Source organism: Lentihominibacter hominis (genome assembly GCF_014385065.1).
Taxonomy (GTDB): domain Bacteria; phylum Bacillota; class Clostridia; order Peptostreptococcales; family Anaerovoracaceae; genus Lentihominibacter; species Lentihominibacter hominis.
The window spans coordinates 409,016-435,294 of record NZ_JACRTA010000001.1; the positions used below are offsets into that span (position 1 = coordinate 409,016).

The 26,279-nt window shown below is 41.8% G+C and carries 20 protein-coding genes; 4 read left to right on the forward strand and 16 right to left on the reverse strand.

Going from position 1 to position 26,279, the window contains the following annotated elements; all coding sequences use genetic code 11:
* Positions 1–196: 196 nt before the first annotated feature.
* The 12 genes from H8692_RS01925 to H8692_RS01980 all read right to left on the reverse strand — a co-directional run bounded on the left by H8692_RS01925 (position 197) and on the right by H8692_RS01980 (position 16,133).
* On the reverse strand, positions 197–1,420 hold the full coding sequence (locus H8692_RS01925) for a saccharopine dehydrogenase family protein (RefSeq protein ID WP_187524877.1): 1,224 nt from the start codon (positions 1,418–1,420) through the stop codon (positions 197–199).
* Between the two features lie 17 nt (positions 1,421–1,437).
* Positions 1,438–3,138, reverse strand: a complete 1,701-nt coding sequence (locus tag H8692_RS01930; protein ID WP_187524878.1) for a hydantoinase B/oxoprolinase family protein — start codon at positions 3,136–3,138, stop codon at positions 1,438–1,440.
* Positions 3,139–3,166: 28 nt separating this feature from the next.
* The gene (locus H8692_RS01935) at positions 3,167–5,200 is read right to left on the reverse strand and encodes a hydantoinase/oxoprolinase family protein (protein ID WP_187524879.1); all 2,034 of its coding nucleotides are present in this window, start codon (positions 5,198–5,200) and stop codon (positions 3,167–3,169) included.
* 30 nt (positions 5,201–5,230) lie between these two features.
* Positions 5,231–6,610 (reverse strand): purine-cytosine permease family protein, encoded by a 1,380-nt coding sequence (locus H8692_RS01940; protein WP_177269613.1) that lies wholly within the window; start codon positions 6,608–6,610, stop codon positions 5,231–5,233.
* Between the two features lie 43 nt (positions 6,611–6,653).
* A complete protein-coding gene (locus tag H8692_RS01945) occupies positions 6,654–7,322 on the reverse strand; it encodes a hypothetical protein (RefSeq protein ID WP_177269615.1) in 669 nt (222 codons plus the stop codon).
* Between the two features lie 11 nt (positions 7,323–7,333).
* Complete coding sequence (locus tag H8692_RS01950; RefSeq protein WP_177269617.1) at positions 7,334–7,753, reverse strand: hypothetical protein; 420 nt, start codon at positions 7,751–7,753, stop codon at positions 7,334–7,336.
* 254 nt (positions 7,754–8,007) lie between these two features.
* On the reverse strand, positions 8,008–9,252 hold the full coding sequence (locus H8692_RS01955; protein WP_187524880.1) for a MerR family transcriptional regulator: 1,245 nt from the start codon (positions 9,250–9,252) through the stop codon (positions 8,008–8,010).
* A 102-nt stretch (positions 9,253–9,354) separates the two neighbouring features.
* On the reverse strand, positions 9,355–10,020 hold the full coding sequence (locus H8692_RS01960) for a nitroreductase family protein (protein ID WP_187524881.1): 666 nt from the start codon (positions 10,018–10,020) through the stop codon (positions 9,355–9,357).
* A 97-nt stretch (positions 10,021–10,117) separates the two neighbouring features.
* Positions 10,118–11,350 (reverse strand): benzoate/H(+) symporter BenE family transporter, encoded by a 1,233-nt coding sequence (locus tag H8692_RS01965; RefSeq protein WP_187524882.1) that lies wholly within the window; start codon positions 11,348–11,350, stop codon positions 10,118–10,120.
* Positions 11,334–12,980: an amidohydrolase gene (locus H8692_RS01970; protein WP_187524883.1), complete on the reverse strand. Its 1,647-nt coding sequence runs from the start codon at positions 12,978–12,980 to the stop codon at positions 11,334–11,336. The genes H8692_RS01965 and H8692_RS01970 overlap by 17 nt, the downstream gene beginning before the upstream one ends.
* Positions 12,981–13,050: 70 nt before the next feature.
* A complete protein-coding gene (locus H8692_RS01975; RefSeq protein WP_177268348.1) occupies positions 13,051–14,697 on the reverse strand; it encodes an APC family permease in 1,647 nt (548 codons plus the stop codon).
* Between the two features lie 26 nt (positions 14,698–14,723).
* Complete coding sequence (locus H8692_RS01980) at positions 14,724–16,133, reverse strand: MFS transporter (RefSeq protein WP_187524884.1); 1,410 nt, start codon at positions 16,131–16,133, stop codon at positions 14,724–14,726.
* Between the two features lie 253 nt (positions 16,134–16,386).
* Between H8692_RS01980 and H8692_RS01985 the strand changes: the two genes are divergently transcribed.
* Positions 16,387–18,156 carry an AraC family transcriptional regulator gene (locus tag H8692_RS01985; RefSeq protein WP_187524885.1) on the forward strand — a complete coding sequence of 590 codons (1,770 nt, stop codon included), beginning with the start codon at positions 16,387–16,389 and terminating at the stop codon, positions 18,154–18,156.
* Between the two features lie 46 nt (positions 18,157–18,202).
* Positions 18,203–19,333: a 3-phosphoglycerate dehydrogenase gene (locus H8692_RS01990; protein WP_177268342.1), complete on the forward strand. Its 1,131-nt coding sequence runs from the start codon at positions 18,203–18,205 to the stop codon at positions 19,331–19,333.
* A gap of 73 nt (positions 19,334–19,406) precedes the next feature.
* On the opposite strand, the gene feoB is transcribed toward H8692_RS01990, so the two are convergent.
* Genes feoB through H8692_RS02010 form a run of 4 tightly spaced genes read right to left on the reverse strand, consistent with a single transcriptional unit; the run spans position 19,407 to position 23,842 of the window.
* On the reverse strand, positions 19,407–21,767 hold the full coding sequence (gene feoB / locus H8692_RS01995) for a ferrous iron transport protein B (protein ID WP_465250880.1): 2,361 nt from the start codon (positions 21,765–21,767) through the stop codon (positions 19,407–19,409).
* Positions 21,768–21,789: 22 nt separating this feature from the next.
* A complete protein-coding gene (locus tag H8692_RS02000; protein ID WP_177269326.1) occupies positions 21,790–22,656 on the reverse strand; it encodes a YihY/virulence factor BrkB family protein in 867 nt (288 codons plus the stop codon).
* Positions 22,657–23,265: an RdgB/HAM1 family non-canonical purine NTP pyrophosphatase gene (rdgB, locus tag H8692_RS02005; protein WP_177269328.1), complete on the reverse strand. Its 609-nt coding sequence runs from the start codon at positions 23,263–23,265 to the stop codon at positions 22,657–22,659.
* Between the two features lie 25 nt (positions 23,266–23,290).
* Positions 23,291–23,842 (reverse strand): manganese efflux pump MntP, encoded by a 552-nt coding sequence (locus tag H8692_RS02010; RefSeq protein WP_177269330.1) that lies wholly within the window; start codon positions 23,840–23,842, stop codon positions 23,291–23,293.
* Positions 23,843–23,991: 149 nt separating this feature from the next.
* Here H8692_RS02010 and H8692_RS02015 point away from each other — a divergent pair, with 149 nt between their 5' ends.
* Positions 23,992–24,906, forward strand: a complete 915-nt coding sequence (locus H8692_RS02015) for a D-2-hydroxyacid dehydrogenase (RefSeq protein WP_187524886.1) — start codon at positions 23,992–23,994, stop codon at positions 24,904–24,906.
* Between the two features lie 38 nt (positions 24,907–24,944).
* Positions 24,945–26,225: a Na+/H+ antiporter NhaC family protein gene (locus tag H8692_RS02020; RefSeq protein WP_187524887.1), complete on the forward strand. Its 1,281-nt coding sequence runs from the start codon at positions 24,945–24,947 to the stop codon at positions 26,223–26,225.
* The last annotated feature ends 54 nt before the right edge of the window (positions 26,226–26,279 follow it).

A 26,279-nucleotide genomic window follows, 5' to 3' on the forward strand; every position in this document is an offset into this window, starting at 1 on the left:
TATATTCAAAAATACCTATAATAGATTATATTATATCACTTTACTAAGCTGTAGTAAAGAACATGTATATACCCGGTCGATATAATTAATAGTCTTCTGCATTTTCATAAGAAAAGAACCGCAGCGGCAATCGCCGCAGCGGTTCTTCTCTGAAGGTAATGTTATCAACATCGGAAGAATCTATGACTGACTGTACTTAGATAACAATCTCTTTCCATTTATAAGGATAACCTGTAGCCATCATTCTGTCTATGAACATATCCGGGTCAAGCTGATCAGCAAATATGATTCCCTTTTCCATATCACAGCTTCCAAGAAGCAAGGTTCCTACTGCCAGAGGCAGGGCGACATATACAAGAGCTGTTCCGTAAAGCTTTACAAGTTCAGGTCCCGGAGCATTCATCTTAGGACAGTTTGCTCTGTATGTAACAGTCTTGCCATCTTTCTTCCCCGATACTTCAACAATAAGTTCTATGAAAGCTGTTTTATCTGCATATTCAAGAGCTTCTTCTGATTCTGCAAATATATTGTTTGCAGGAGGCGGAACAAGGCTGCTTACAACATCTATAGGTTTCACCTTAACTCCGCCCACTTCTATCTCTTCCTGCGAGCACAAGCCTATGGCATAGAAGATAGCCGGCTGGTACATCATATAATATTTGAAGTCAACATCCTTTACTCCCTTAAATGTGGAAGGCATGCTGTAGATCTCTTCATGTGAATGATGTGTCACGGGAAGTTCGCCTACAGGAGCCGGAAAGCTGCACATCTCCATTCCGCCAAACGGAGGATATTCTACATATTTTCCATCCTCCAGCGCATATGTGGATGAAGCACAGTCTATGAGAGCTTGTTTAGGCGACCAGCCGGGATTCCAAGGCCTCAAAACCCAGTCATACGGTTTTTCATCAGGAAGGATAGTGGCTTTTCCTATTCTCATCTTGATGCTGTCAACTTCATCAAGCCTGTTTGCAAATTTTCTTGCCAGCACATTAGTCCAGCCGGGAGCAAAGCCGCATCCAAACAGAGCCGTAAGTCCTGCCTCTTTAAATTCTTTTGATAATGTCAATTCCTCAGGACCTTTTCCGTCAAGAAATTCATCCCAGTACGGAGTATCAAAGGCTGTATTGATATAGTTAGCCTTAGCTTTAAGAGCCCCCTTCATCACATACTGAACCATCCAAGGCATTACCATATCTATGACTACATCCACGCCTTGTGCCGCTCTGGCCACGTCATCAGGATCAGTGGCATTAATATGATCCGTCTTGATTTTATCACTTCCTATATTTTTAGCCACTTTCATGGCAGTCTCTTCTTTCAGGTCTGCCAAGATTATCTCATCTATCTCTTTCTGCCTTGAGAGGATGGAGGCGCATGCGCCTCCCTGTCCTCCGGCACCAACGATCAAAACTTTCATTGACGTCTCCTTTCATATTACAGACTTACTCCGTATTCACGCGCAGCAGCGTCTTTTGAAATCACTTCATTTTTAACATCTTTTTTAACAAGCTCAGGATCTCTTTCTTTAGGATCTCCATATCCGCCGCCGCCCTGAGTTATCATCGTAACTGTCTCACCGGCTTTCATAGGATAATTATCAAACATAGTCATGAGATATTCGTGATCCTTGGTATATCCTCCTATGACTTTTTCCTTATCTGTGCCCATATTAACAATCACAGAGCTTGGAAGACCATCTTTTCCTCCGCATACTCCCGGAGGCCCGAACCGGCTTCTTCCCATTCCGAGATTCATAGTAGCATTCTGAAGAATCTTCCAGCTTACTTGAAGACCAAGCCCGCCTCTGAACTTGCCTGCTCCTGCGGAATCTGTTTTAAATTCTCTTTCTGTACAGATAACAGGATAGAGCAGTTCCATCTGCTCAGGAGTAAAATCCATGCAGTTTCCATGCCTGCTGTATGTGGCGCTCATGCCATCTCCATAAGGCGTTCCGCCCCATCCTCCTGGAGGGAGTTCTCCAAATGTATCGGATACTCCTTCTCTTGCATTTACTACACCCCATGATATAGGGTTGCAGTCTGCATAAGGCATTCCCACAATATCCTGCGGAATAGCCTTTTCAAGACACTGCCAGATAAGGTCAGCGGCTTTTTCACTGGTAATGAGATTGCCATAATACACAGGTGCCGGCCATCTCGGATTGAACACTGTATTTTCCGGAACGATTATATGAATCGGTCTGTACATTCCTGCATTAGGAGGTGCATCAAGATCAAGGAAGAACTTGAGTCCAAAATATACTCCGGAGCAAGTCCCTGCCAGAGGGAAATTTACAGGTCCGTCTACAGTAGGGCTGCTTCCTGTAAAATCTACGGTTATGTCCTCATCCTCTATAGTAACCGTTGCTCTTACATAGATAGCCTCGTTATTAACTCCATCAGCATCTATATAATCTTCGGCTTCGTATACTCCGTTAGGAAGTTTTGCTATGGCAGCTCTTGTTCTTCTCTCAGTATAATCGAGAGCTTCTTCCATACAGGCTCTTACAGTTTCCTCACCATACTTCTCAACCAATTCGAAGAAATGCTTTTCTGCTGTATTAAGCGCTCCCATATGTGCTCTTATATCTCCGTCTATAAAATATGGAGCTCTTGTATTATTTCTTATGATATCTATAAGCCATGTAACCGGTTCTTTGTTTATGAATATCTTTGTAGGAGGAAGCCTCAGCCCTTCTTCAGCTATGTGTACAGCCGTAGGTGATTCTGAAGATGCTGCTTTTCCTCCCATATCCTGCCAATGACCTCTGCTGCAGGCATATGCCGTAAGCTTTCCGTCCCAGAACAGCGGTGTTACAAATGTTACATCCATATTATGAGTCCCACCTCTGTATGGATCATTCAATATGACAACATCTCCTTCATTAAAATCATCCTTGAAAGCTTCTACTGCGGCATTTACACAATGGTGCATAGCAGCCAGATGTACAGGCACATTAGTAGTCTGACCTATAAGATTTGCTTTATCATCAAACAATGCATTGGAAAAGTCTACCTGATCGTACATGATCGGTGAGAAGGATATCTTCTGCAGTGTCTGTGACATCATCTTGGTTATATAATCAAATGAGCTTCTCACTACCTCAAAAGTGATGGGGTCAAGTTTCTTATTCATGATGTTCTCCTTTCCTTTCTGTCTTTTCCTACAGATTCTCGATGATAAGACTTCTGTTGTTAGGGTCTATCCTGCATTTCTTACCCGGAGGAATGATGGTGGAAGACTTCTTTTCTCTCACTATAGCAGGGCCGCTGACGATATCTTCTGTTGTTATCAGACTTCTCTGGTATACAGGTGTATCCATTTCTTTTCCGTCAAAATAAGCTTTAACAGTTTTGCTTTTTGCTTCTTTCTTCTCTCCGGTCTGATCCTGTATATTGATTTCTTCTGCGATCTCACCTATAACTGTAGTGCGCAGTTTCGTTATCTCCACTTCACTGTCAGGATCATTTACAAAATAGATCTTCTTATGTGTTGCATGAAAATCCTCTGCAAGAGTCTTTACCGTGTCTTCTTTTATTACAAGATCATCACACTCTATCTCCAGCTCATAACTCTGACCCGTATATCTCATAGAGATAACATGCTTTATTGTCTCTCCGTTGGTAGGAACCTTCTGCGAATGCAAAAGTCCTATTCCCTCTTTATCCATATTAGAAAATCTCTTATTAATATCCTTAAGATCAAGATCATCCAGCTTGCTGAAGTAGAAACTTTCCACTTCGTTCTGAAGATTCATATTGATATCTCCGAATGCACACAAGTTGCCGGGTTCAGGCGGTACCAAAACCACAGGAACGCCTACTTTATCGGCACAGGCTACTGCGTGAAGTGATCCCGCTCCTCCGAAAGCCGAAAGAGCAAAATCTCTCGGATCTCTTCCTTTTCCGATAGTCACTTCTTTTACAGCGTTGGCCATGTTCTCGTTTACAATTTCAAGGATTCCCTTTGCTGTATCTATCATGCTAAGTCCCAGTTTTTCTCCCAGTTTTCTTATACTCTCTTTTGCTCCTTCTACGTCAAGTTTCATATCTCCGTCAAGAAACTCATCAGCATCCAGATATCCAAGAACCAGATTGGCATCGCATACAGTAGGTTCTGTTCCGCCTACCCCATAGCATACAGGCCCCGGATATGCCCCGGCACTTCTCGGTCCTACCTTTAAGACTCCTCCGGAATCCACCCATGCGATACTTCCTCCGCCTGCTCCTATGGATATTATTTCTATGAGAGGGATCGGTACCGGCATATCCCAATCGATCTCAAAATCTGAGCTCATAAATGGCTTGCTCTTTTCAATTATAGAAATGTCTGTACTGGTCCCTCCCATATCAAACGTTATTATATCTTCCTGTCCGGAGGCCTTTCCTATGGAAAGCGCTCCCACAACTCCTCCTGCAGGCCCTGACATAAGCAGTGTCTCAGGTTTCGTCCTTACAAGTTCTGCTGTTATCGCTCCTCCGTTGGACTGTACGAGAAGCAACTTACCTTTGAAGCCTTTGCCTCTCAGCCGATCTTCAAGATTTTCTATGTAATTGCTGACAAGGTGGTATAAAGCAGCGTTTATTATTCCTGTTGTGAATCTTCCCAGAGCTCCTATATTAGGCAGTATCTGAGATGATGCGATGACATATGCATCAGGCAGTTCTTCTTTCAGAATCTCCGCAGCACGTTTCTCGTGTTTGCCGTTCACATATGAATTCATAAAGCCCACACATACTGATGTTATTCCCTTTTCTCTTATCTTGGCAGCTACCTGTCTTACATCGTTTTCATTCAATGCTTCCAGAACATTTCCGTCCTTATCTATTCTCTCTTCCACTGTAAAGCGGTTGTCTCTGCTTACAATAGGCTCCGGTTTCTGCTGATACGGATCATAAAGAACCTTTCTGTGAAATCTTCCGATCTCTATAAGATCTCTCATACCCTTTGTTGTTACGAAGGCTGTCTTTTCATATGTTTTCATGATAACTGCATTTGTGGCTACCGTCGTACCATGCACTATCAACTCTATGTCCTCCGGTCTTATTTTTGACTTTTCTATTACATTGAGAACTCCGTTGGCATAGTTTTCAGGTGTTGACGATGAGCTCAGACACAATGATTTGCCTGTCTGTGTGTCATACGCATATAGGTCTGTGAATGTTCCCCCTATATCTATTCCTACTTTGTAAGCCATTTTATACCTCCTCTTCTTTTCTTTATATTGTTATCGTTTTTTTGGTACTAAATAGTAAATTTTATCGTCTGTCTTTCTCGGCCTGTACGCAAGTTTATATATAGCTATATAAAGAATCCCGCTAGCCAGCATACCCGGAATAACAGCTCCTACAGGAGGCACATATATGAAACTCCATACGCATGTTATTCCTGCAGAAATGATGTAGGCGACAAACGCAATAACGTTAATACCTTTCCAGTAAAAGTATCTGCTCTCAGGCGTCTGCTTCAAAAGTTCATCGGCATCATATGATCCGCATTTTATGAAGAAGTAATCCACCATTATGATGGCAAAGAGCGGTGCATAAAGGTTTCCCAGAAATGATACGAATGTCACTACGTGTCCGAGAATCCCCGCAAAGAGCGCTCCTGCCATGCAGACTGCCACCACTATAGTCAGAGCAAATGGATATTTAACTTTCGGAAAAATATTCATAACTGACATAGTCACACTGTAAACAGCTGCGAAGTTGAGAGCCGAATTGGAAGCGAAAATAAGTATCGAACCTATAAATCCTACTCCCAAAGCTCCGAATATCAATGCCGGATTATACTCAACAGCGATACTGTCTATCTGGCAGACGCAGATCAGGATCATGCCTGACAGAATGATCAGTGATGTTCCAAAGACCACTCCCAGCGTGCTGCTTATTGCCCCTGCAACTTCCTTGCAGTTTCGGTTATAATCGGCCGCCATTCCCGTATACGCCAATATATATATGGCTACCATGTCTATAGCTTTGCCAAAGGTGATATCCTCTGCATTTCCTCCCACTACAGTATCCACAAAGCCTGTGCCATGAAGAGAATACTCCTTATAAAGGATATAACAGACTCCTGCGATCATAACCACCATTACTACTTTCTCTATTTTCTCCACCCTTTTATATCCGAATATGGTCACTACGAAAACCAACAGTAAACTTAAGATGATATATAATTTCAAATTGTCATAACCAAGCAGTCTTTTGGAAATATAGTTGAGAGCGTTTCCTGCTATCTCCGACTGAAGGAAGGTCCAGACGCTGAGAGAAATTATATTCAGTACGGCCGGAAGGAAGGATCCATTAACTCCGAAAGTCCCTCGGGACAGGGTTGTCGTTGGCAGCCCTGTCTTCTGTCCGATCAATGAGATAGTCAGAAACGGAATCCCTCCAAGTATCGATCCCAGTATTACTGCAACCGATGATTTCCAAAAGCCTAATGTCGGAATAAAGTAATAACCTGTAAACATCACCACCATCGTGAATGTGATTCCGAACCACAGGAAGAATGCTCCCCCTACTCCGGTCGTACGTTCATTCAGCGGTATCGGATGGATATTATCGTCAGCTACTTTCATGATTTTATTTATCAAAGTACTTTTCATATTTACGACCATCCTTTCAGCGGCAAAAGTCTACTTTTCATATTTAAAAGTCAGACAACCGAGTAGGTCTTCCCATTATGTCTCTTATTGCCTTAGCGTCAGGAATTCCAGCTTCCACAGTTCCTTTTTGATGCCAGTAGAGTTTGTTTTCATCTCTCCACTTATCCCAGAACAGCGGTCTTCCGGCTTCGTCCCATTCTCTCATGAGATCTTCTCTGGACTGGATAGCCCATTCAGGAGAATATTTTTCTCTGAAGAATTTAGGGATACAGTTATGTCCTCCTCTTCCCAAATACTCATATATCTCATCTACCATTGATTCCTCATAAGGGATAGGATGCAGTCTGTAAACAATCTTTGCCTCACATGAAGGGCACCCCCATGCTCCGCAGGATACGAACCCGTCTTCTCCATCACAGGCTATCCCCATTTCCTGTGCTGTAACTCCCTGACTCATACCTGACACATACGGCCAATATTCATATTCTGAATATGTACATACATGTTCATTAGTCTCCGGCATAATACCCTTATAGAGCCATGACATTCCCTCGATCTGATGAGCCGAGCACGCTCCTTCCACTCTTTCCACTGTTACCAGAACATCATTTCCCAGCGACTTTTCACTTGGTCTCGCCTTCTTTATAACTTCTTCCGGCGGATACTGCAGTTTGATATCTTCAAATGTTTTTTCATAATATTTGACAGCCATTTCATACCTCCTTAATCTTCCCACTCATCATCTCTGGTAATACTGAATATAACGCCTCCGCAAGGTGTATACGGCGGCCCTGCATGAGTACAGTAAGTTTTACTTTCGCCTGTTATCGCCTGAAGGTGATCCAACTGTTCTCTCTTCATATGTACCCATCCCTGTCTGAAATGCAGATTGTCCAAAAGACCGTAACATACACACGGACAGTCTTCCATACGTATCTCATCATTAGTTCCCGCTGTAGTTATTACAAGAGCTACGTCACCTTCCTTATAAAGAGGACATACGCCTCTGATCTCAGATACGGTAAATGTTGTCTTAACGGTCTTGCCCTCTGCTTTTTTCTGTAAAGCATATTCCATCATTTCTTCCTTGGTATAAGTCTCATGGAACTTTTGGGGTTCTTTGATGTAATCAGCCGGTTTCATAATTAATACCTCCTTGTTAATTAATTTGTCGAAAACATTTTTAAATTTTCTGTATATTAAGAATAATCTAAAAAGCTCACTTATCTGCAACCCCCAAAATAAAAAAATTTTCACAAAAAAGTAAAGTCAACTTTGCTTTTTTATGAAAATATTAAAAACTTTAAAAAACAGGTAACTATGGTATGAACCGTGAAAACAATTTATTTCAGATAAGAAAGAGGCTGCAGCCATTTTATTGCCGCAGCCTCTCCTTTTCAGAAAACATATTCACCCGATTTAGCTATATAATTATAACAGATTATCTCATCACCTTTCTCATGAAACGGAAACTCATCTCCTCCTCCCGGATCGCGCATAAGCTCCGGTCCTTTGCTCTCTACCATTTCGTATCCCATATTCCCTATTATCCGTTTATATTCCAACATGCTGCTTATCCTGCCTATATCCGAATGAGGATATTCGGACTTGATATTTTTTATAGTTCTCGAGGATTTTTTGTAAAAAAACATAGTCCCGAAAATAAGAGATCTGACCTTCATATACTTGTAAAGCTTCTCTATAGGGTATGCTTTATGAAAAAACAGAAAATTGCTTGACGAAAAATCATCTATGAATATATCTATACTGTCTTCTTTTATAGGCAGCTTCATACTGTCATCCAGTATGTAAAGAATATTAGGCTCCTGATCAAGCTCATCTATCCTGTTTTTCATGTGCATCAGCATACTTCTCGAACTGTACACGACTATATATCTGTTTTCTTTTGAAAGGAATCTGGCATTTTCAAAGAGAAATCCACATGCGAATCTATCTGTAGTTATAAACACCTTATCCTTTATCTGCTTGAAAGCTGTTCTCCCTGTAAGCCAATGATACGCTTTTATCTGCAAATTGATGAACTCTGTGCTCAGATCTTTTATAAGAGTATCCAAAGAACTTTCAGGTATATTAAGTTCGGGGCTTTCACTCAATACAAGAATTCCGTCCTCGATTACAGCCGAATAACCGCATGAACACTGCAAAGTGCCCGAGATTATCTGATTCTTTTCTATGTTGGCATTATTAAAAGAAAGAGATCTTCCACAGTCAGGACAGGCCAAGAGGTCAAGAAACGACAGCGATACTCCTGTACGCTTATTGCTGTTTCTTATATTGCTTACCTCCATAATAGACTGATCTATCATACTGACTTTCTGTTCAAGCTCAGATATGTGACTTCTGATCTGCCCTTTCTTTTCCTCCAGCATATCCATAAATGTATTGTTTGTCTCATGATCCTTAAACTTAGTCATACGTTTTATGGACAAAAGCGTGTTGACTTCTTTCAGACAAAAACCAAAGCCTTTCATTTTCTTGATAAAAAGCATATCATCCCTGCACTTTTCATCAAAATCATACTGACTGCCGTTTCTGTCAGGGATTAATAACCCTAAGTCTATATAATATCTTACGTTTGCCGGAGTCGTATTAAACTCTTTGGCAAATGATCCAATCTTCATGAAGCTACCTCACCGATATACTGAATCCGATTTTAAAATAAACGTAAACTTTCATGTTATATTATATATTCTTTATTAAGAATTTTCAAACTTTTTATAAAATCACTTCCATTTGAAATTTTCTCTGCCTGCCCCGAGTTCAAAATGGTACTTAGCTATTCCAAGATCCACTTTACTGTAAAAACCTATTCCTGCCTTTGCCGTCACAGTATTTTCCTCCAACGAAAATCTGAATTTCTGTTGATTCATAGCTGTAGGAGCCAGCAACGCTGCATCAACTCCCTTTACAAACCACTGAGGTGTAATCTTTCCGGTTTTCATTACACGCGCTCTCGGTTTTGACTTATGAGGAATTCCCTGAGTCAAGCCATATCCTACAGCGATTACAAGACACAGCTTTTCTCCGGCCGCTATTGTGAAATGAGCTTTTCTTTTGCTATATGTCATTGCGACCCAACATGTATTCATTCCCAGAGTTTGAACATACAGCGCGATTTTCTCTCCCCAATAGCCGCATTTCTCATCCAGATCCGGATGGTTATCACCTATCAATGCTATATAGTTATTGACTCCTGAAAACTTTCCGTAATGAGCCATCAAGCTGTTAAATGCCTCCGGCTCATTGAGAATCACCTGCATATGAAGTCCGCTTTGTTTATTGCATTTTTCAACAAAGGACAGCAGATCCTCTTTTACCTTACCTTCTATTGGTTTATCTGTATATGCTCTTACCGAATGCCTTTCTCTCATTGCCTGTAATAATTCCATATTTTTCCCTCCTGTAACGGATTGATTATAACATGATTTCAAATAAAAAGATCATTGACACCATAATCACTTGCCAATGATCTTCAAATTTTTTCTGTTACCGTTGAATTTCTTTGCCCCACTGCTCACGTTCCATGCACAGCGATACGATCAGTCCGAAAACAACAGCCCACACAGGCGCCCCTATGCCAAAGAGCGTCACCTTAGACAATCCTATGAGAAAGGCAGCTAATGCACCCATATGAAATTTGCCTGCTCCGAAAGCTCCCTGAAGAGAGCTGACAAGAAGCCCTGTCATGGCAAGACCGCATATAAGGTCTATCACTGTCTCGGGAAGCTGCATGATAACAGGTATCAATATTCCCGAGAGAACGCAGACTATCATAACTGCACAGCAGTAAATCACTGCGCCTACAAAGCGTGTCTTTTTTTCTCCTGCATCCTTTCCTGCCAGTATAGCTATGACAGGACCTGCCAGAGATATTGTATGCCCGATGCCGAATGCAGCTAAAACCGAGCCTATCCCGCTGAGAGTAGTCACTGTATTAAGAGGCATATCATATCCGTTAGACTTGAGGACTCCATACCCTTTAAATACATCTGCCAATGCCATTATAACAAGAGGCAGCGATACTGTCAGTGCCACGTTTCCCGAAAAATCGGGCATCACTATATAGGGATATGACAGCCCCACAGCTCCATCATCAAAACCCCCGCTGAAGCTGCTGCCATGTATGAATACAGCGCAGACTATCCCTGCCGTCAGAGCAATGATATGAGGAGGTACTTTCTTGGTTATAAGCGGAAAAACCACAAATGTCCCGGCTATTATGCAGCCTGATAAAGGGTCTTTTATTATTGAAGAGACTATATCCAGACCATAGCTCATAAACACTCCCGCCACCATTCCCAGCACTACGGGAAGAGGAAGATGCTCCCCTATCCACCCCATAAGTCCTGTTGCTCCTATGGCGAATAAGGCGACTCCCGCTATTATGAAACCTCCCACCATTTCTGCTATGGAGAATTCCTCAAACATAGGCGCCAGAACAACTATAGCGGTAAGTGACGCAGCAAAGTAAAAAGGAGTTCTGTAATACAGACTGGCAATAATAGAAATTATTCCTCCCACTGCCATGCTGCACATTACGAAAGAGGCTGCCTGCCGGGAAGTCAGTCCTGCACTGTTTGCCACAGAGGCCAGCATAGGTATGGCTCCCGACAAGACAAACACCAGAGAAGTCAGCGCTGCGAAAATAGAACAGCTGCTGCACTTCCAGTCTGCCTTAAGATCTCTGAATCCCTTACCCGGCTCAATCAGCGGACCCATCGTAAATCACTTTCCCTTCCGAAACCGTCATCACTATAGGTATCTTGCAGATTTCATCAGCGGCAACCTGAAATATATCTTTGCCCAGCACTACAAAATCTGCATATTTCCCCGGTGTTATAGAGCCAGTAATATCCTCGGCAAAATCTGCATAAGCCGCATTTATGGTAAAGCTGCGTATCATCTCTTCAACTGTTACTGCTTCATCTTTGTTAAGAACACTGTCGGGATCTGACCAATCATCCCTGAAATCACATCTTGTAACGCCCATCTGTATAGCCGTAAGCGGCGCAGGAGGGAATGTCACAGGAAAATCACTTCCTGAGGCCAACAATACTCCCGCTTCATCCTTAAGACTTCTCATAGGGTACTCGTGTTCCGCACGCTCCATGCCAAGATATGGCGCTTCAAGACCGTAGAAATAACCTTTTTCCTTAGCAAACCAATATGGATTTGCAGAGGCTATTACTTTCTGCTTTTTCAGCCTGCCGTAGTCAGCCTTATCCACTATCTGCATATGAGCACCTACAGGTCTGATATTAGGCCTTCCGTTTTCCCTCTCGGAATATTCAAGAGCATCCAGCATCTGAGCCACTGCAGCATCTCCGATGACGTGACTGTGAGTCTGAAATCCGTTTGCCTCCGCCCATTTAAAATGCTCCCTAAGCTGTTTATCTGTCCAGATAGGTTCACCTATATAATCAGGCCTGTGAGCATACGGCTCTTTAAGATATGCCGTAGCGCCCTCTATCACACCGTCCAGCAGCATTTTGACGCTCTTAACCTGAAAATGGCCATCTTTATTACATCTTTCTCGTTCTTTAATATATTCGTCACGTATCCCATCTATGGACTCAGGTCTGGTCATAAGTGAACCTCGGATCTTTATTCTCAGTTCTCCTTTACTATCCATCTCTTTATAGCACTTTAGATCATTGGAATTAAGTTCCACCATAGGATCATGTACCATGGTTATGCCGAGACTTCCCATCAGATCTTCCAGAAATACCACAGCTTCCTTGATTTTTTCAACTGAATATATAGGCTTTATAGCATGAAAAGGCGCCTGAGCGTTTTCCCTGAATGTCCCCGCCAGCTCACCTGTATCAGGATCCAGTTCCACCACACCTCCGTCTATGAGCGTATCTTTCGTTACTCCGGCTGTCTTTATAGCTTTTGAATTTGCCCATATGGAATGATGATCTCCTGAATCGAGGACTATAGGTATGTCAGTCGTTATCTCATCAAGCCATTCTTTTCTCGGCCCCAGATCGTCAAAATACGTATTTATCCATCCTACGCCTTCTATAAAATCCGTATCAGGATGCTTGCTGTAAAAGTCTTTTATAGTCTCAATGCAGTCTTCCTTTGACTGAGCTTCCGCAAGATTCACCTTAAACAGCAACTCCTCAGCTCCCTGTAGAGCGTGTATATGAGAATCTATGAATCCCGGAAGCACCATATTACCGCCAAGATCTATGTACTCTGCATCCGGTCCCGCCTTTTCACGTACCTCCGTTTCCGTTCCCACAGCTGATATCTTATCACCTTCGACGCAGAAAGCTTCCGCCCACGGACACTGTTTATCCACTGTATAGATTTTTCCGTTACCGTAAATTTTTTTAGTCATTTTATTCCCCTCATATAAATTATTTAGATTTTTCAAAGGCAACCCATAAGCCTTTTTTTATCCTTGATTATCAATCCTCTTTATGCGCCGGATCCCATTTCTTTCCTGCTGCAAACAGTGAGACTCCCAGAATCAGCATTACTACTCCGCCCCATCTTGCGATCTGAATCATCTGCCAGAAATCGCTCATTATGCCGGAACCATACATATCAAGATAATATGCAGGTCCCCAATCTCCTTCATACCAAGCTAAGAAGAAGGAACCCAGAAATGCTATAGCTCCAAACATCAGGAAGAATATGCCGAATCTGCCTATATCCCCTTTAGCAAGCTTTGTCTTCGGATTAATCGGGCTTCCGTCAGGATCGTTCTTATTAAGTCCTCCGTATATCCATTTGAATATGGGATAGCAAACCACCGCAGCTATTATTGCGATGAATCCTAACAGGAAATACTCTGTGCCATTTACCAGAAAACTGATTATTCCTATTACCAGCGGACCTCCGCATATGTACACAGGAGCCAGCTTATTCTTAACATAGTACAAATCTCCTCGTTTCTCAACAGGGTAATCTTTTCTTATCTTAACATAAGCGAAACTCAATCCTACATATGTTACGAATAAAATGGGTGACAGTATTGTGACCAATATCTCAAAGTTAAAGTTCACCAGTATCAGATTTACGGCCGCCAATATCAGTATCGGCCATACAGGCACCTTTCTCTTAGGAGAAACCTTGGAAAGGAATTTAGGACAGAGGTTATCCTGTCCCAAAACCATAAATGATCTGGATGCCGTGGCTATTGATGCATTAAAAATAGCAAACTGCGCGATTACCGCCACTATCATGAATGCGGCTCCCGCCCAAGGTCCTATATGCTGATAAAGCACTGATGAATAATCTATGGTTATTCCCCACTCAGTCCAAGGTCCGGTGGACACTATTCCGCCCAATGTAGGAAGTATATAGCTTAATGCTATTATAACGATACCCAGCTTCATCCCCTTTGATATTACTTTAGGATTTTCTATCTCTCCTCCAAGGAATGATATGGTAACGTAGCCACAGTACATCCATACTCCCACAGCTATACCTGTTCCCCAGCTTGACATTACGCCTTCTCCCTGGGGTATAACAGGATCCATAGGATTGTACTGCCAGTTTGCCATACCTACAAAAGCCACTGCAGCAAAAGCAATAAGTATGATAACACTGAATATAGTGCTCAGTATGCTCACCTCCTGCAGACCTCTGAGATTGACAATCGTAAACAGTATTATTATGGCTGCTTTTATGATAAAGATCATAGCAGGCGACATAGAGACAAACAAACCTATGTAATCCATTGCCAGTACCACGTATGCCGACCCTGTCAGATAAGCTGCCATCGACATCCAAAATCCGAAAGAAAAGCCCCAAAATTCTCCGAAAGCCATCTTTGCCCATACATAGGGCCCTGATTCAACAGGCGCCAGATTAGTGAGCTCCGAACAATATAAGCCTATAGGCATTGCCCACATGAGAGGGATTAATACCAGAAGTATCAGTGTAAGCCCCGGACCTGCCGATGATATCATAGTCTCAATGCCAAAGGCGCCGCCGGCGCAGGCGCAATAGATTAAAAACGTCATTGCGCCTAATGAGAATACCTTTTTCTTAAGACCGGGCGTGACATCGGTAAGTACTTGCCCGCCGGTATAACTGCTTTTAGCCATATCAAGTTATCCTCCTTTCAGCCTTGCTATAAAATTCTTTCAAGCCCTGTATCGTCAGTCTCTTCCCCTGCTCTCTTCTTATCGAGCTGTACTATCAGCCTCTCATAGGCCTTCTTTGAAAGCGGATAAGCCATACAGCAAAGCGCCCCTAATATAAATGTTGCGATAGGTATTCCGAAAACTATATTGGCTATTCCCGTCACTGTTCCTTCACTCTGTACAGGAAGAGCCGGATCATATCCAACCATAGTCATGGTTATAGTAAGAACCTGAGTGCCCAGAGCAGTCGCCAGAGTAAACACAAATGCAAGCATTGAAAGCAGTGAACCTTCTTTTCGCTTTCCGTACTTATACTCATAAACCTCGCTGAGGTCATATATAAGCGGATATATCAAAAGCCAGTAAGAACTGTTTCCAATGCCAAATACTGCTAAAAGAACAAGCAGCATAGGGAAGGATGTCACCCCAACAAAGTACAATACGATCATTCCCGCTGCGCTTAAGAGGAAGCATATTGTAAAAGCCTTCTTCTTATTTATCCTCATTGCCAGCGCCGATATCACAAGTGTCGTTATCATCGCCACAAATATGTTGATAAACATTGCCTGAGACATCTGGGCCTCGCTCATGCCTGCATAGAACAGTATGTAGTATATGAGTCCCGACTGAAATACGATGTAGCCTATGGCAAACATTGCCACGAACCCTATTATCCATCTGAAAGGCTTTAGTTTAAGGATCTGCCAATAAGTCTTAACAGGGTTTCTTTCCTTTTCTTCCTGCATGAGAACTTCCATAGGAAGTTCTTTTCCTTTAGTTGACTTCCATGTGATGAGAATAGCTATTGCGCAAGCCGCTGCCAGAATAATAGCGAAGTAGCTCCACGCTTCTCCCTCTGTAGCTCCTCTCTTTGCGAAAAATGCCACTGCTGTAAGAGGCAGTGATATTCCTATGATGTTACCTATGCAGTTAAAGATTCCCGCAGGAGTTCTGAGCTTAGTTCTTTCATCGTAATCTGAAGTGAGTTCAGGCCCCAAAGCATTATATGGTGTGAGAAACGATCCGTAGCCTATCCATACTACCAACAGCATTGCCAGATAAAATACGAATGCGCCGCTCTCTCCGAATCCGAATGGTCTGAAAAGCAAAATCATGCCTATCAAAAGCAAGACAGCGCCCATCACAAGATACGGTCTTCTTCTTCCGTATCTGCTTCTTGTATTGTCACTCATAGGACCAATACATAGTCCGTATACTGCTGATGCAATGGTAGAAATAGAAATGATGATTCCTGCCTTACCTGCGCTCAAACCTATAATCGCAGTAAGAAAATACAGCATGTACATGACTATAAAATTGTAAGATGCAGCGTCCGCTAATGATCCAAATGCATATCCAAAAATAGTTTTATTGGACAGTTTGTTTGTTTTGTTCATCGTTCGAACCTCCTTTGTTTTTTTAAATTCTACACAAAAGGACAAACGTAAAGTAGGTTCTTTCTTGGTAATCATTATGCAGTATATTGGTAATTTTCAGTTAATTCAGTTTTATTTTTATTAAAAAGGCTTATTTTATGTTATACTTATACATATCAAAAGACCGCTGACACTCAAAGCACTAATCTTCTTAAAAGGAGTTGTTAATTTGTCTGCAAGCAATAACATCAACGTCCAGCTCATACAGCCGCTTATGAAAAAGTTCCCCTTTTCAGATGACTGCATATCAGCCTTCTCCTTTATCTCCATTGAGGAATATCCTATACATTCCCATCTTCATATGGAGCTTATTTACGTTGTGGAAGGAACACTGTCTGTAAAGGTTGGGGTTTCCGACTACCTGCTTCACGAAGGCGAATTCACCATAATAAATCCCTTTGAGCTTCATGCCCTGTACGCATCCGACGACACCAACAAAACGTGTATTCTTGAAATAAACACAAAGTTTTACGACCCATGCGCAGAAGGTACAATCTTTGTATCGGCCTATAATCTTTACGAAGACGCTGCCAGCGAGGATTTTTCTAAAATAGTCAACACCATCAAAAAAATATTCACTCTCCATCTGTCGGCTGTCTCAGAAACAAAAGAAGACCCTCTTATATTTCCGGTAAAAGCAGAAAAAGACAGAGTCGAATACGAAAAGGTACTGCTTCGATCTCTCTTGAATTATTTTGAGCTTCACTTTACCTCGGAATATTTCCTGCTGAGCGATCATAAAGAAAACACTCTGAGAGACAACGCATTGCAGGCTGACAGACTAAAAACCATCCTGTTTTATTTCTATGAGCATTTCCCTCAGAAAATACAGCTTCAGGATGTAGCAGATCTGACATTTGTCAATAGGTATCATATATCCCACCTGGTGAAATCGGGAATAGGCCTTACATTTTCTGATCTTCTGCAGCATATCAGAATAGAAAAAGCAGAAATATATCTTCTTGGTACCGATATGCCTATAAACCAGATCGTATTTGAACTTGGGTTTTCTTCCTACAGATACTTCAGCCAGCATTTTAAAAGTCTGTTCCACATGACACCTACTGCTTACAGAAAAAAGTATCAGGCAGCTACCATACGTTATAAAGATATCTCATATTTGTCACCTACTTCAATATACGATATAACAGAGGCTCTTGAAGCACTGTCACACTATACAGCGAAAAACAGCTCTGATCTTCAGGAAAAGAGATGCCAGATACTTCGCATTCCGTTCGGCGAACTGATATGTCATACTCAAATAACAGAAAAAAACAATATTCCTAATGCAAAGCACATAAATTTTCCAAACAACAGCCTGCTTTACGATTCACCATATTTTGCTGCCGTCATGCTTGGCTGTATGGAAAACAATATGATAGACTTTAAAAGAAAATTTCCGCAATTTTTTAAACCGGATACAAATATCTCATCAGTTTTCGGCACCTTTCCCGGAAATATGACTTCCGAAGGAATAAAAAAGGCGTCTTTCTATCTGAATGAATTTTTGGAATCATTGGGCACAGAATCTTTACATCATATAAATGGCTGCTTTTCAGCAGCTTCAAAAGAAAAAATAACATTCCTTCTTTATAACATGCCGAAAGATATCCTTGCACTTCTTTCCAAAGAGCAGCTTTTATCTCCGCAAATTTTAAAAACAGTCGAAACAGCTGCACATTCCGCGCCTGAAAGAAAATATATCTTCGATATGAACGGCATGAAAAAAATTTCTGTTCTGTTAAATGTTTTTGTGAAAATACAGCGGCTTCAAATAGATCTCGATGCCTTTTCTCAGTGGCAAAGACTGGGATATCCATCCGAACTTGACAAAAAAATGATTTCACTTTTAAACGAAGCCTCTGCTCCTGATGTACATCTTCAGAAACTTAGCCTATTTCCCTGCGGGAAGCCTTTAGAAGTAACGCTTCCTCCGTTTGGTGTTCAGTGTATTACATTCTGGGACTTTACCCAATCGCTTTAAAGTGATATAATAATTATGATTAGTTAGTTAAATGAGAGGTAAAAAAATGTATAAAATTAGCACTCTAAACAAAATATCACCTGCCGGACTTGCTCGTCTGACTGATGAATACACAATAACAGAAAATGTTCAAGAAGCAAACAGTATCATACTCAGAAGCTATAACATGCACGATATGGACCTTCCGGCTGATCTCATGGCTGTAGGAAGAGCAGGAGCAGGCGTGAACAACATCCCCCTCGATAAATGTGCCCAGCAAGGAATAGTGGTATTCAATGCTCCGGGAGCAAATGCCAACGCTGTAAAAGAATTATGTCTGGCAGGAATGTTTCTGGCTGCAAGAAATATCACCGAAGGATTCGAATGGGCTAAAACACTGATAGGCACTGAAGATGTTGGAAAAGCCGTAGAAAAAGGCAAAGGCCAGTTCGCAGGAACTGAAATCAAAGGAAAGACCTTAGGAGTTATAGGGCTGGGAGCTATCGGTGTGCTGGTAGCCAATGCTGCGGAAAGTCTCGGCATGAACGTTATCGGCCATGACCCATTCCTTTCAGTAAAGGCCGCTCACTCGCTTTCCAATACCATCGATATTGCAGACTCCCTAAAAGATCTGTATCCTCAATGTGACTACATAACCATACACGTTCCTGTAATGGACAGCACCAAGGCAATGATAAACGCAGAAGCTTTTGCACAGATGAAAGACGGAGTCGTCTTCCTCAACTTTGCCAGAGACAAACTGGTTAATGACAGTGATCTTCTGTCAGCCATAGACAGCGGCAAAGTAAAAAAATACATTACTGATTTCCCTAATGATACAGTCATAGGAAAAAAGGGAATTCTGGCGCTTCCTCATCTGGGAGCATCTTCTGCCGAAGCAGAAGATAATTGTGCTGTTATGGCGGTAGATCAGGTGATGGATTACCTTGAGAATGGCAATATCGTAAACTCTGTAAACATGCCTGCATGCACACTCGGACCAAAAAAAGGTACGAGGATATCAATCATCTCAAAAGCTGATGCAGGTGTACTCGAAAAAGTTGCTGCAATCTGCGACGGTGATGTAATAAATAAGGTAAAAGGAGAATATGCCTATACACTCGCTGAAACTACCGGCGATGTGGATGAGTCAGCTATTACAGGAGAAGGAATCATAAGAGTAAGAATCCTCAGATAAAACTAAAACCGGCTCTCTGTTTCTCTTAAAAATTAAGGTAGCAAAGTTAAAATACTTTGCTACCTTTTTATATCTAATAACCTATCAACATGCCTATCATTTTAACTATGAAAGCAGCCAGCCATGCTACAGTGCACTGTCCTGCTACTACCCCTATAGCCCATTTTCCTCCCAGTTCTCGTTTTACTGACGCCACCGCAGCAACACAAGGGGTGTATAAAAGACAAAATACAAGAAGCGATAACGCTGTAAGCGGACTTATAGCACCTACCAGAGCCCCTGTAGAGCCAAACAGTACAGAAAGAGTAGACACTACACTTTCCTTTGCCATAAATCCTGTCATCAGGGCTGTAGATATTCTCCAGTCTCCAAATCCGAGCGGAATAAACACCGGAGCTATCACTCCCGATATGGCAGCCAGCATACTCTCCTTTGAGTCAGTCACCACGTTCATATGTACATCAAAAGTCTGAAGGAACCATATAGCTATGGTAGCCAGAAATATAACAGTAAACGCCCTCTGCATAAAATCCTTAGCTTTCTCCCATAAAAGAAAAGTAACATTCCTGGCTCCCGGCATCCTGTAATTAGGCAATTCCATAACGAAAGGAACCGGCTCACCCTTAAAGGCCGTGCCTTTAAGCAGAAGCGACACCAAAATCCCTATTACTATCCCTGTTATGTATAATCCTATCATTACCAGCGCGCCATGACCCGGAAAAAACGCTGCGGTAAAAAACGCATATATAGGAAGCTTTGCCGAACAGCTCATAAACGGTGTGAGCAATATAGTCATCTTCCTGTCTCTTTCGGAAGGAAGCGTTCTGCTTGCCATAACTGCCGGAACCGTACATCCAAACCCTATAAGCATGGGAACAATACTCCGCCCCGAAAGTCCTATCTTCCTCAAAAGCTTATCCATAACAAAAGCGACCCGGGCCATATATCCGCTGTCTTCAAGCAATGACAGAAAGAAAAACAGCGTCACTATCACCGGGAGGAAACTGAGTACACTGCCTACTCCGTTAAAGATACCATCTATTACAAGAGAATGTATTACACTGTTTACATCAAGCGCAGTCAACGCTTTATCAACCAGTTCTGTTACAGCTCCTATTCCTTTATCCAGCCAGTTGGATAGAAACGAACCTATTACATTAAACGTCAGCCAGAAAATAACAGCCATTATACCTATGAAAGCCGGAAGTGCCGTAAATTTTCCCGTGAACACCTTATCCAGTTTATGACTTCTGGATCGTTCTTTGCTTTTTTCAGGTTTTATTACAGTAGCAGCGCAAACTTTTTCTATAAAACTAAACCTCATATCGGCAATGGCAGCGGCTCGATCCAAGCCGCATTCCTCTTCCATCTGTATAATTATATGTTCAAGCATTTCACGTTCATTCAGGCTCAGCCCCAGCCTCTCTAATATAATATCATCGCCCTCTGCCAGCTTACTTGCAGCAAATCTTACCGGCAAGCCTGCTTTTGCAGCATGATCTTCTATAAGATGCATTATAGCATGAAGACATCTATGTACAGCTCCTCCCTTTTCTTCAGAACTGCAGAAATCCATTCTTCCCGGACGTTCCTGATACCTGGCAACATGGACAGCATGATCCACCAGTTCATTTATCCCCTCCGCTTTAGCTGCAGAAATGGGAACCACCGGTATTCCCAGTATTTGCTCCATTTCATTGACTCTTACAGATCCGCCGTTGTCTTTTACCTCATCCATCATATTGATAGCAAGGACCATAGGAATGTCAAGCTCCATGAGCTGCATTGTGAGATACATATTCCTCTCTATATTAGTAGCATCCACAATATTTATTATCCCTTTGGGATCATCATCAAGAACAAAATGTCTTGTCACCAACTCCTCACTGCTGTATGGAGACATGGAATATATACCCGGAAGATCAGTCACCATGGTATCATCATGATTCTTTATGACTCCGTCTTTTCTGTCTACAGTCACTCCCGGAAAATTTCCCACATGCTGATTCGCTCCCGTGAGCTGATTAAAAAGTGTTGTTTTACCGCAATTCTGATTTCCGGCAAGAGCAAATGTCAGGGTTTCGCCTTCCGGAACAGGGTCTTCATCTGCTTTAACATGATATTTCCCTCCCTCTCCCAGACCAGGATGAGCTACAGCCCTTTCATAATTTGCATGTTTTCCGGTTCCATCAGTATCTGTCACATGATGAACTGTTATCTTCGCCGCATCATCTTTTCTCAAAGTAAGCTCATAACCATGCAGTCTCAATTCTATAGGATCACCCATAGGCGCATGCTTTACCATTGTCACCTTTACACCCGGAATAAGCCCCATGTCAAGAAAATGCTGCCTGAGAGCCCCTTCTCCTCCTACGGATATTACTGTAGCTGTTTTTCCTATCTTCAATTCTTTCAATGTTATCTGTTCAATCACATCTGGCTCCTTTATACTGCACCTACAGATTCACAGGAGTTCTTTTACTTACCTGCTCTTTTTCCTTCGTATCATCCCATACCTTTATACACAAAACTCCGAGACACAGCACCCACGACAGCAGATAAAACCAAAAAAGTATTGCTACTACCGATGATAATGCCCCATACAGCAAGTCATAATCCGCAAGTGAGTTTGCATATCTGGAATAACACAAAGTTACCAGCAACATACCTACCGAAGCAAAAAGACTGCCCGGAAGCATTTTGCGAAACTGTACCCTTTCCGTGGGCAGAAGGTAATAATTATAACTGACCATGAGAAAATACAGTACAAAGCCCAGCACCCATCTGAGCCACATCCAGATGTTGTCTGCATATGTCTGAGAATCCAGTCCCAGCACAGACAACGCCAGTTCCAGTATCAGCTTGCCGTAAGCCAATATTATAAGTGAAAAAACTATGGTAAATATCGTTATTATTATCGTCTTGATTGCACGGAATCTCTCTACAAAATAATTTCTTCCGGTACTCCGTCCTCCCGTAAGCGTATAATTCGTTATCCTCATGATGGCAAAGGAGGCTCTCGATCCTGCCCAGAGTGCAATTGCAGCAAAAATAACAGAACTGAATCCGGCGGACTTGAATTCAAACAGCTGCCGCAGCATTCCCGACATTTCTTTACCTGTATAAGCTTCTATAAGTTTCAGCGCACTTTCCACTGAAATATCAAACAATCCCAGAAGCTGTGTCATCAACAGAAATATAGGAACGATAGAAAGCAGCAGAAAAAATGATACTTGTGCTGCGAACCCTTGATAATATGGATCCTGAAGCTGTTTAAATCCCAATATAAGCATTTTAAGCAATCTTGTTCTAAATTTTGCCATTTACAGGCTCACCTCTTTATCACGAAGTTTTTTGCCAAGCTCAGTCAAAGCATTGGCTCTGTGACTTATTCTGTTCTTTATTTCCGGATCTATCCGGCCAAATGACTCATTATACCCGGCAGGGACGAACAAAGGATCATATCCGAATCCGTTTGATCCTTCCGGTTCCAGCAGCAAATGTCCATCTACTTCACCTCTAGCCACTATCTTATCTCCATCAGGGAATACCATAGTTATAACAGAAACAAACCTTCCTGTCCGTTCTTCATAAGGAACGTCTTTTATAAGACTTATAAGTTTTCTGTTATTGGCTTCATCATCTCCGTCAGAACCTGAAAATCTTGAGGAATAAACTCCGGGAGCTCCACCCAGACAATCCACCTCAAGCCCCGAATCATCCGCTATGGTGATTTTTCCGCATAATTTCATTATCTCATAAGCTTTTTTATATGAATTTTCCTCAAAAGTCTCTCCATCTTCCACTATCTCTATATCCGGAATGCCGGCCTCATTTCTTGATATTATAGTCATTCCGAATTTTTTCGTTATTGCTTCTATCTCTCTTATCTTATGATTGTTCTGAGTTGCTGCAACTATTATCTTTTCCATAATCCATCCACCTTACTTACATATACTAAAATAATGCTTTTATCCCTATAACAGCCAATATCATTCCGCCCAAAATCTCGGCCCGGCAGCCAAGCATATTCCCAAATCTGCGACCTATAAAAATAGCCGCCACCACTATAAATACAGTCACAGCACCTATTATTGCCGACGGCCTGAAAATACCAATACCTACTGCGCTAAACCCTATTCCCACAGCAAAAGCATCTATACTTGTGGCTATAGCCTGAAAAAAAAGGATTTTTAATGTCATTATTTTCGCCGGACAGACTTCATGTTTTCTCAGATCCTCTACTCCTTCTTTTATCATCTTTGCGCCTATAATTCCCAATATCACAAATATTACTATTCCCGAATATCTAGTCATTATTTCGGCAAACAGTCCTCCTGCATAATATCCCATTACCGGCATCAGCATCTGAAATACCCCGAAAAAAACCGGCATAGATATGTAAGTAAGCTTATTCAGATTCTTATAAACCATTCCATTAGTCATAGAAACTGCTGCAGCATCCATAGCAAGCCCCGCACCGATCAGGAGAATATCTGTCAGACCCATATAAGATCCCCTTTCTCTTAACAAAACATATACACACGATTATACCATACATGACCTGGACTTTCCAACTTTTATAGTGTAAAATGGCTCTTATAGCCTAAGTTTAAAACACACTAAAATAAATCATTGGCAAATTGGGAGGTCAATATATGGATATTGTAATTTTTGACGGTTATACCATTAATCCGGGAGATTTAAGCTGGGATAAGCTGGAAAATTTATGTGACAGGCTTACCGTATTTGATGCCACACCCATGGATAAAGCATTGTCACGCATAGGAAACAGCGAAATACTCATGACAAGCAAATGCCCTATCACAAGAGAATTCATGGAAAAATGCCCTAATCTTAAGTATATAGGTTCTACTGCTACAGGATACAATAATATCGACATAGCCGCCGCTGCCGATATGGGTATAGCGGTAACCAATATACCATCCTACTCTACTGACGCTGTAGCTCAGCATACCATTGCTCTTATAATGGAGCTGGCAAACAACGTAGGCTTGCACAATCAGTCAGTCCAGCAGGGACAGTGGACAGACTGCAAATATTTCTGTTACTGGAAAAAGCCTGTAAATCTTCTTACCGGGAAGTCACTGGGAATAATAGGTTACGGCGCTATAGGAAAAAAAGTAGCAGAAATAGCAAAAGCTCTTGGGATGAAAATAAATATATACAGAGAAGATCCTGAAGGAGCTATGAAATCAGATTTCGTCTCTCTTCACTGCCCTCTTACTGAAGAAAACAAAAGAATGGTAAGCACGGATTTCATTGTCAACATGAAACCCGGTTCTGTTCTCATTAATACAGCCCGGGGAGGCCTTGTAGATGAACGAGCGCTGGCAGATGCACTTAAATCCGGATTTTTAAGTGCAGCCGCAGTAGATGTTTTGGAAACAGAACCACCTTCCGAAAACTGTCCTCTCATCGGACTGGAAAACTGTATAATAACACCTCACATGGCTTGGTCGCCTATAGAGATGCGTCAGGCTGTAATAGATATTCTTGCAGACAATCTTAAAAGCTGGCTGCAAGGAGGACGACTCAACAGAGTCGAATAATACTTATCACTTTTCACCGATTTAGGAGGAAATCCCCAATGAAACACAGAATTCTCGCACTGCTCCCATTCTTCATATTCGTAATAGTCTTTGCAGGAGCAGGCATTATCAGTAAAGACTTCTACAGTATGCCTGCTTACGTGGCCTTTATCATTGCACTGTTCGTAGCGCTCCTTCAAAACCGCAAAGTACCATTTGACGAAAAGCTTAAAATAATCGCCAAAGGAGCCGGAGATGTCAATATCATAACCATGGTTCTGATATTCCTTGTGGCCGGAGCCTTTTCAGGTATAGTAACTGCAGCCGGAGGTGTAGAAAGTACCGTCAATTTCGGACTTTCAATAATTCCTCCTCAGTTTATGGTAGTAGGCATATTCGTTATCGGATGTTTCATATCATTATCTATGGGGACTTCTATGGGAACCATCACTGCTCTTGCCCCCATAGCTCTGGGTGTAGCTGAACAGACAGGTTTCCCTATTGCTATATGTATAGGCGCCACTGTATGCGGAGCTATGTTTGGAGATAACCTCTCCATGATTTCAGACACTACTATCGCTGCAGTAAGGACACAGGGATGTGAAATGAAAGATAAATTCAAACAGAATTTTCTTATAGTTCTGCCTGCTGCACTTATAACAGTAATAGTATTTTATCTGCAAACCATGCACATGACATACGAGCCAAACGTGTATGATTACAACTTCATCGAAATAATACCATATCTTGTAGTCCTGATAGGAGCTCTTATAGGCTTCAATGTGTTTGCCGTATTATTTTCAGGTATTATCCTTTCAATGATAGTAGGTATCTTCAATGGATCATTTACATTCATGGAATCATTTGGTGTTATAGGTGAAGGTATGACAGGGCTGTTTGAAATATCCATTATTTCCATAATAGTCGCATGTATAGTGTCTCTAATAAAAGAAAACGGCGGTATCTCCCTGATAATTGACGGAATCAAAAAATCAGTTAACGGAAAAAGAGGCGCAGAACTCGGCATAGGTATACTGGTATTTCTGGTAGATATGTGTACAGCCAACAATACAGTAGCCATCGTAATGTCCGGTCCGGTAGCCAGAGAAATAGGAGATGAATTCGGAGTTCAGCCAAAACGTGTTGCTTCTATTCTCGATATTTTCGCTTCTGTAGGTCAAGGACTCATACCCTATGGCGCACAGCTTCTTACGGCAGCCGCTCTCGTAGGAATTACTCCTATAGCAATAATGCCTTATCTTTATTATCCTATACTTATGCTGATAAGTGTACTGCTGTTTATCGCATTCCGCCCGCAAAAAGATGTTGACGCGAAATGATAAAATGTTGCATATGCAACGTTTTATCATTAAAAATATGTTATTATAGGATAA

Coding starts and splice junctions, on each gene's coding strand:
- H8692_RS01970 (WP_187524883.1), bottom strand. CDS start 12,980: ATGACTAAAAAAATTTACGGTAACGGAAAAATCTATACAGTGGATAAA.
- H8692_RS01965 (WP_187524882.1), bottom strand. CDS start 11,350: ATGGGTCCGCTGATTGAGCCGGGTAAGGGATTCAGAGATCTTAAGGCA.
- H8692_RS01985 (WP_187524885.1), top strand. CDS start 16,387: ATGAAAAAGTTCCCCTTTTCAGATGACTGCATATCAGCCTTCTCCTTT.
- H8692_RS01940 (WP_177269613.1), bottom strand. CDS start 6,610: ATGAAAAGTACTTTGATAAATAAAATCATGAAAGTAGCTGACGATAAT.
- H8692_RS01925 (WP_187524877.1), bottom strand. CDS start 1,420: ATGAAAGTTTTGATCGTTGGTGCCGGAGGACAGGGAGGCGCATGCGCC.
- H8692_RS01980 (WP_187524884.1), bottom strand. CDS start 16,133: ATGAACAAAACAAACAAACTGTCCAATAAAACTATTTTTGGATATGCA.
- H8692_RS01990 (WP_177268342.1), top strand. CDS start 18,203: ATGTATAAAATTAGCACTCTAAACAAAATATCACCTGCCGGACTTGCT.
- rdgB (WP_177269328.1), bottom strand. CDS start 23,265: ATGGAAAAGATAATAGTTGCAGCAACTCAGAACAATCATAAGATAAGA.
- H8692_RS02020 (WP_187524887.1), top strand. CDS start 24,945: ATGAAACACAGAATTCTCGCACTGCTCCCATTCTTCATATTCGTAATA.
- H8692_RS01935 (WP_187524879.1), bottom strand. CDS start 5,200: ATGGCTTACAAAGTAGGAATAGATATAGGGGGAACATTCACAGACCTA.
- H8692_RS01950 (WP_177269617.1), bottom strand. CDS start 7,753: ATGAAACCGGCTGATTACATCAAAGAACCCCAAAAGTTCCATGAGACT.
- H8692_RS01960 (WP_187524881.1), bottom strand. CDS start 10,020: ATGGAATTATTACAGGCAATGAGAGAAAGGCATTCGGTAAGAGCATAT.
- H8692_RS02000 (WP_177269326.1), bottom strand. CDS start 22,656: ATGGCAAAATTTAGAACAAGATTGCTTAAAATGCTTATATTGGGATTT.
- H8692_RS01945 (WP_177269615.1), bottom strand. CDS start 7,322: ATGGCTGTCAAATATTATGAAAAAACATTTGAAGATATCAAACTGCAG.
- H8692_RS01930 (WP_187524878.1), bottom strand. CDS start 3,138: ATGAATAAGAAACTTGACCCCATCACTTTTGAGGTAGTGAGAAGCTCA.
- H8692_RS02015 (WP_187524886.1), top strand. CDS start 23,992: ATGGATATTGTAATTTTTGACGGTTATACCATTAATCCGGGAGATTTA.
- H8692_RS01955 (WP_187524880.1), bottom strand. CDS start 9,252: ATGAAGATTGGATCATTTGCCAAAGAGTTTAATACGACTCCGGCAAAC.
- H8692_RS02010 (WP_177269330.1), bottom strand. CDS start 23,842: ATGGGTCTGACAGATATTCTCCTGATCGGTGCGGGGCTTGCTATGGAT.
- H8692_RS01975 (WP_177268348.1), bottom strand. CDS start 14,697: ATGGCTAAAAGCAGTTATACCGGCGGGCAAGTACTTACCGATGTCACG.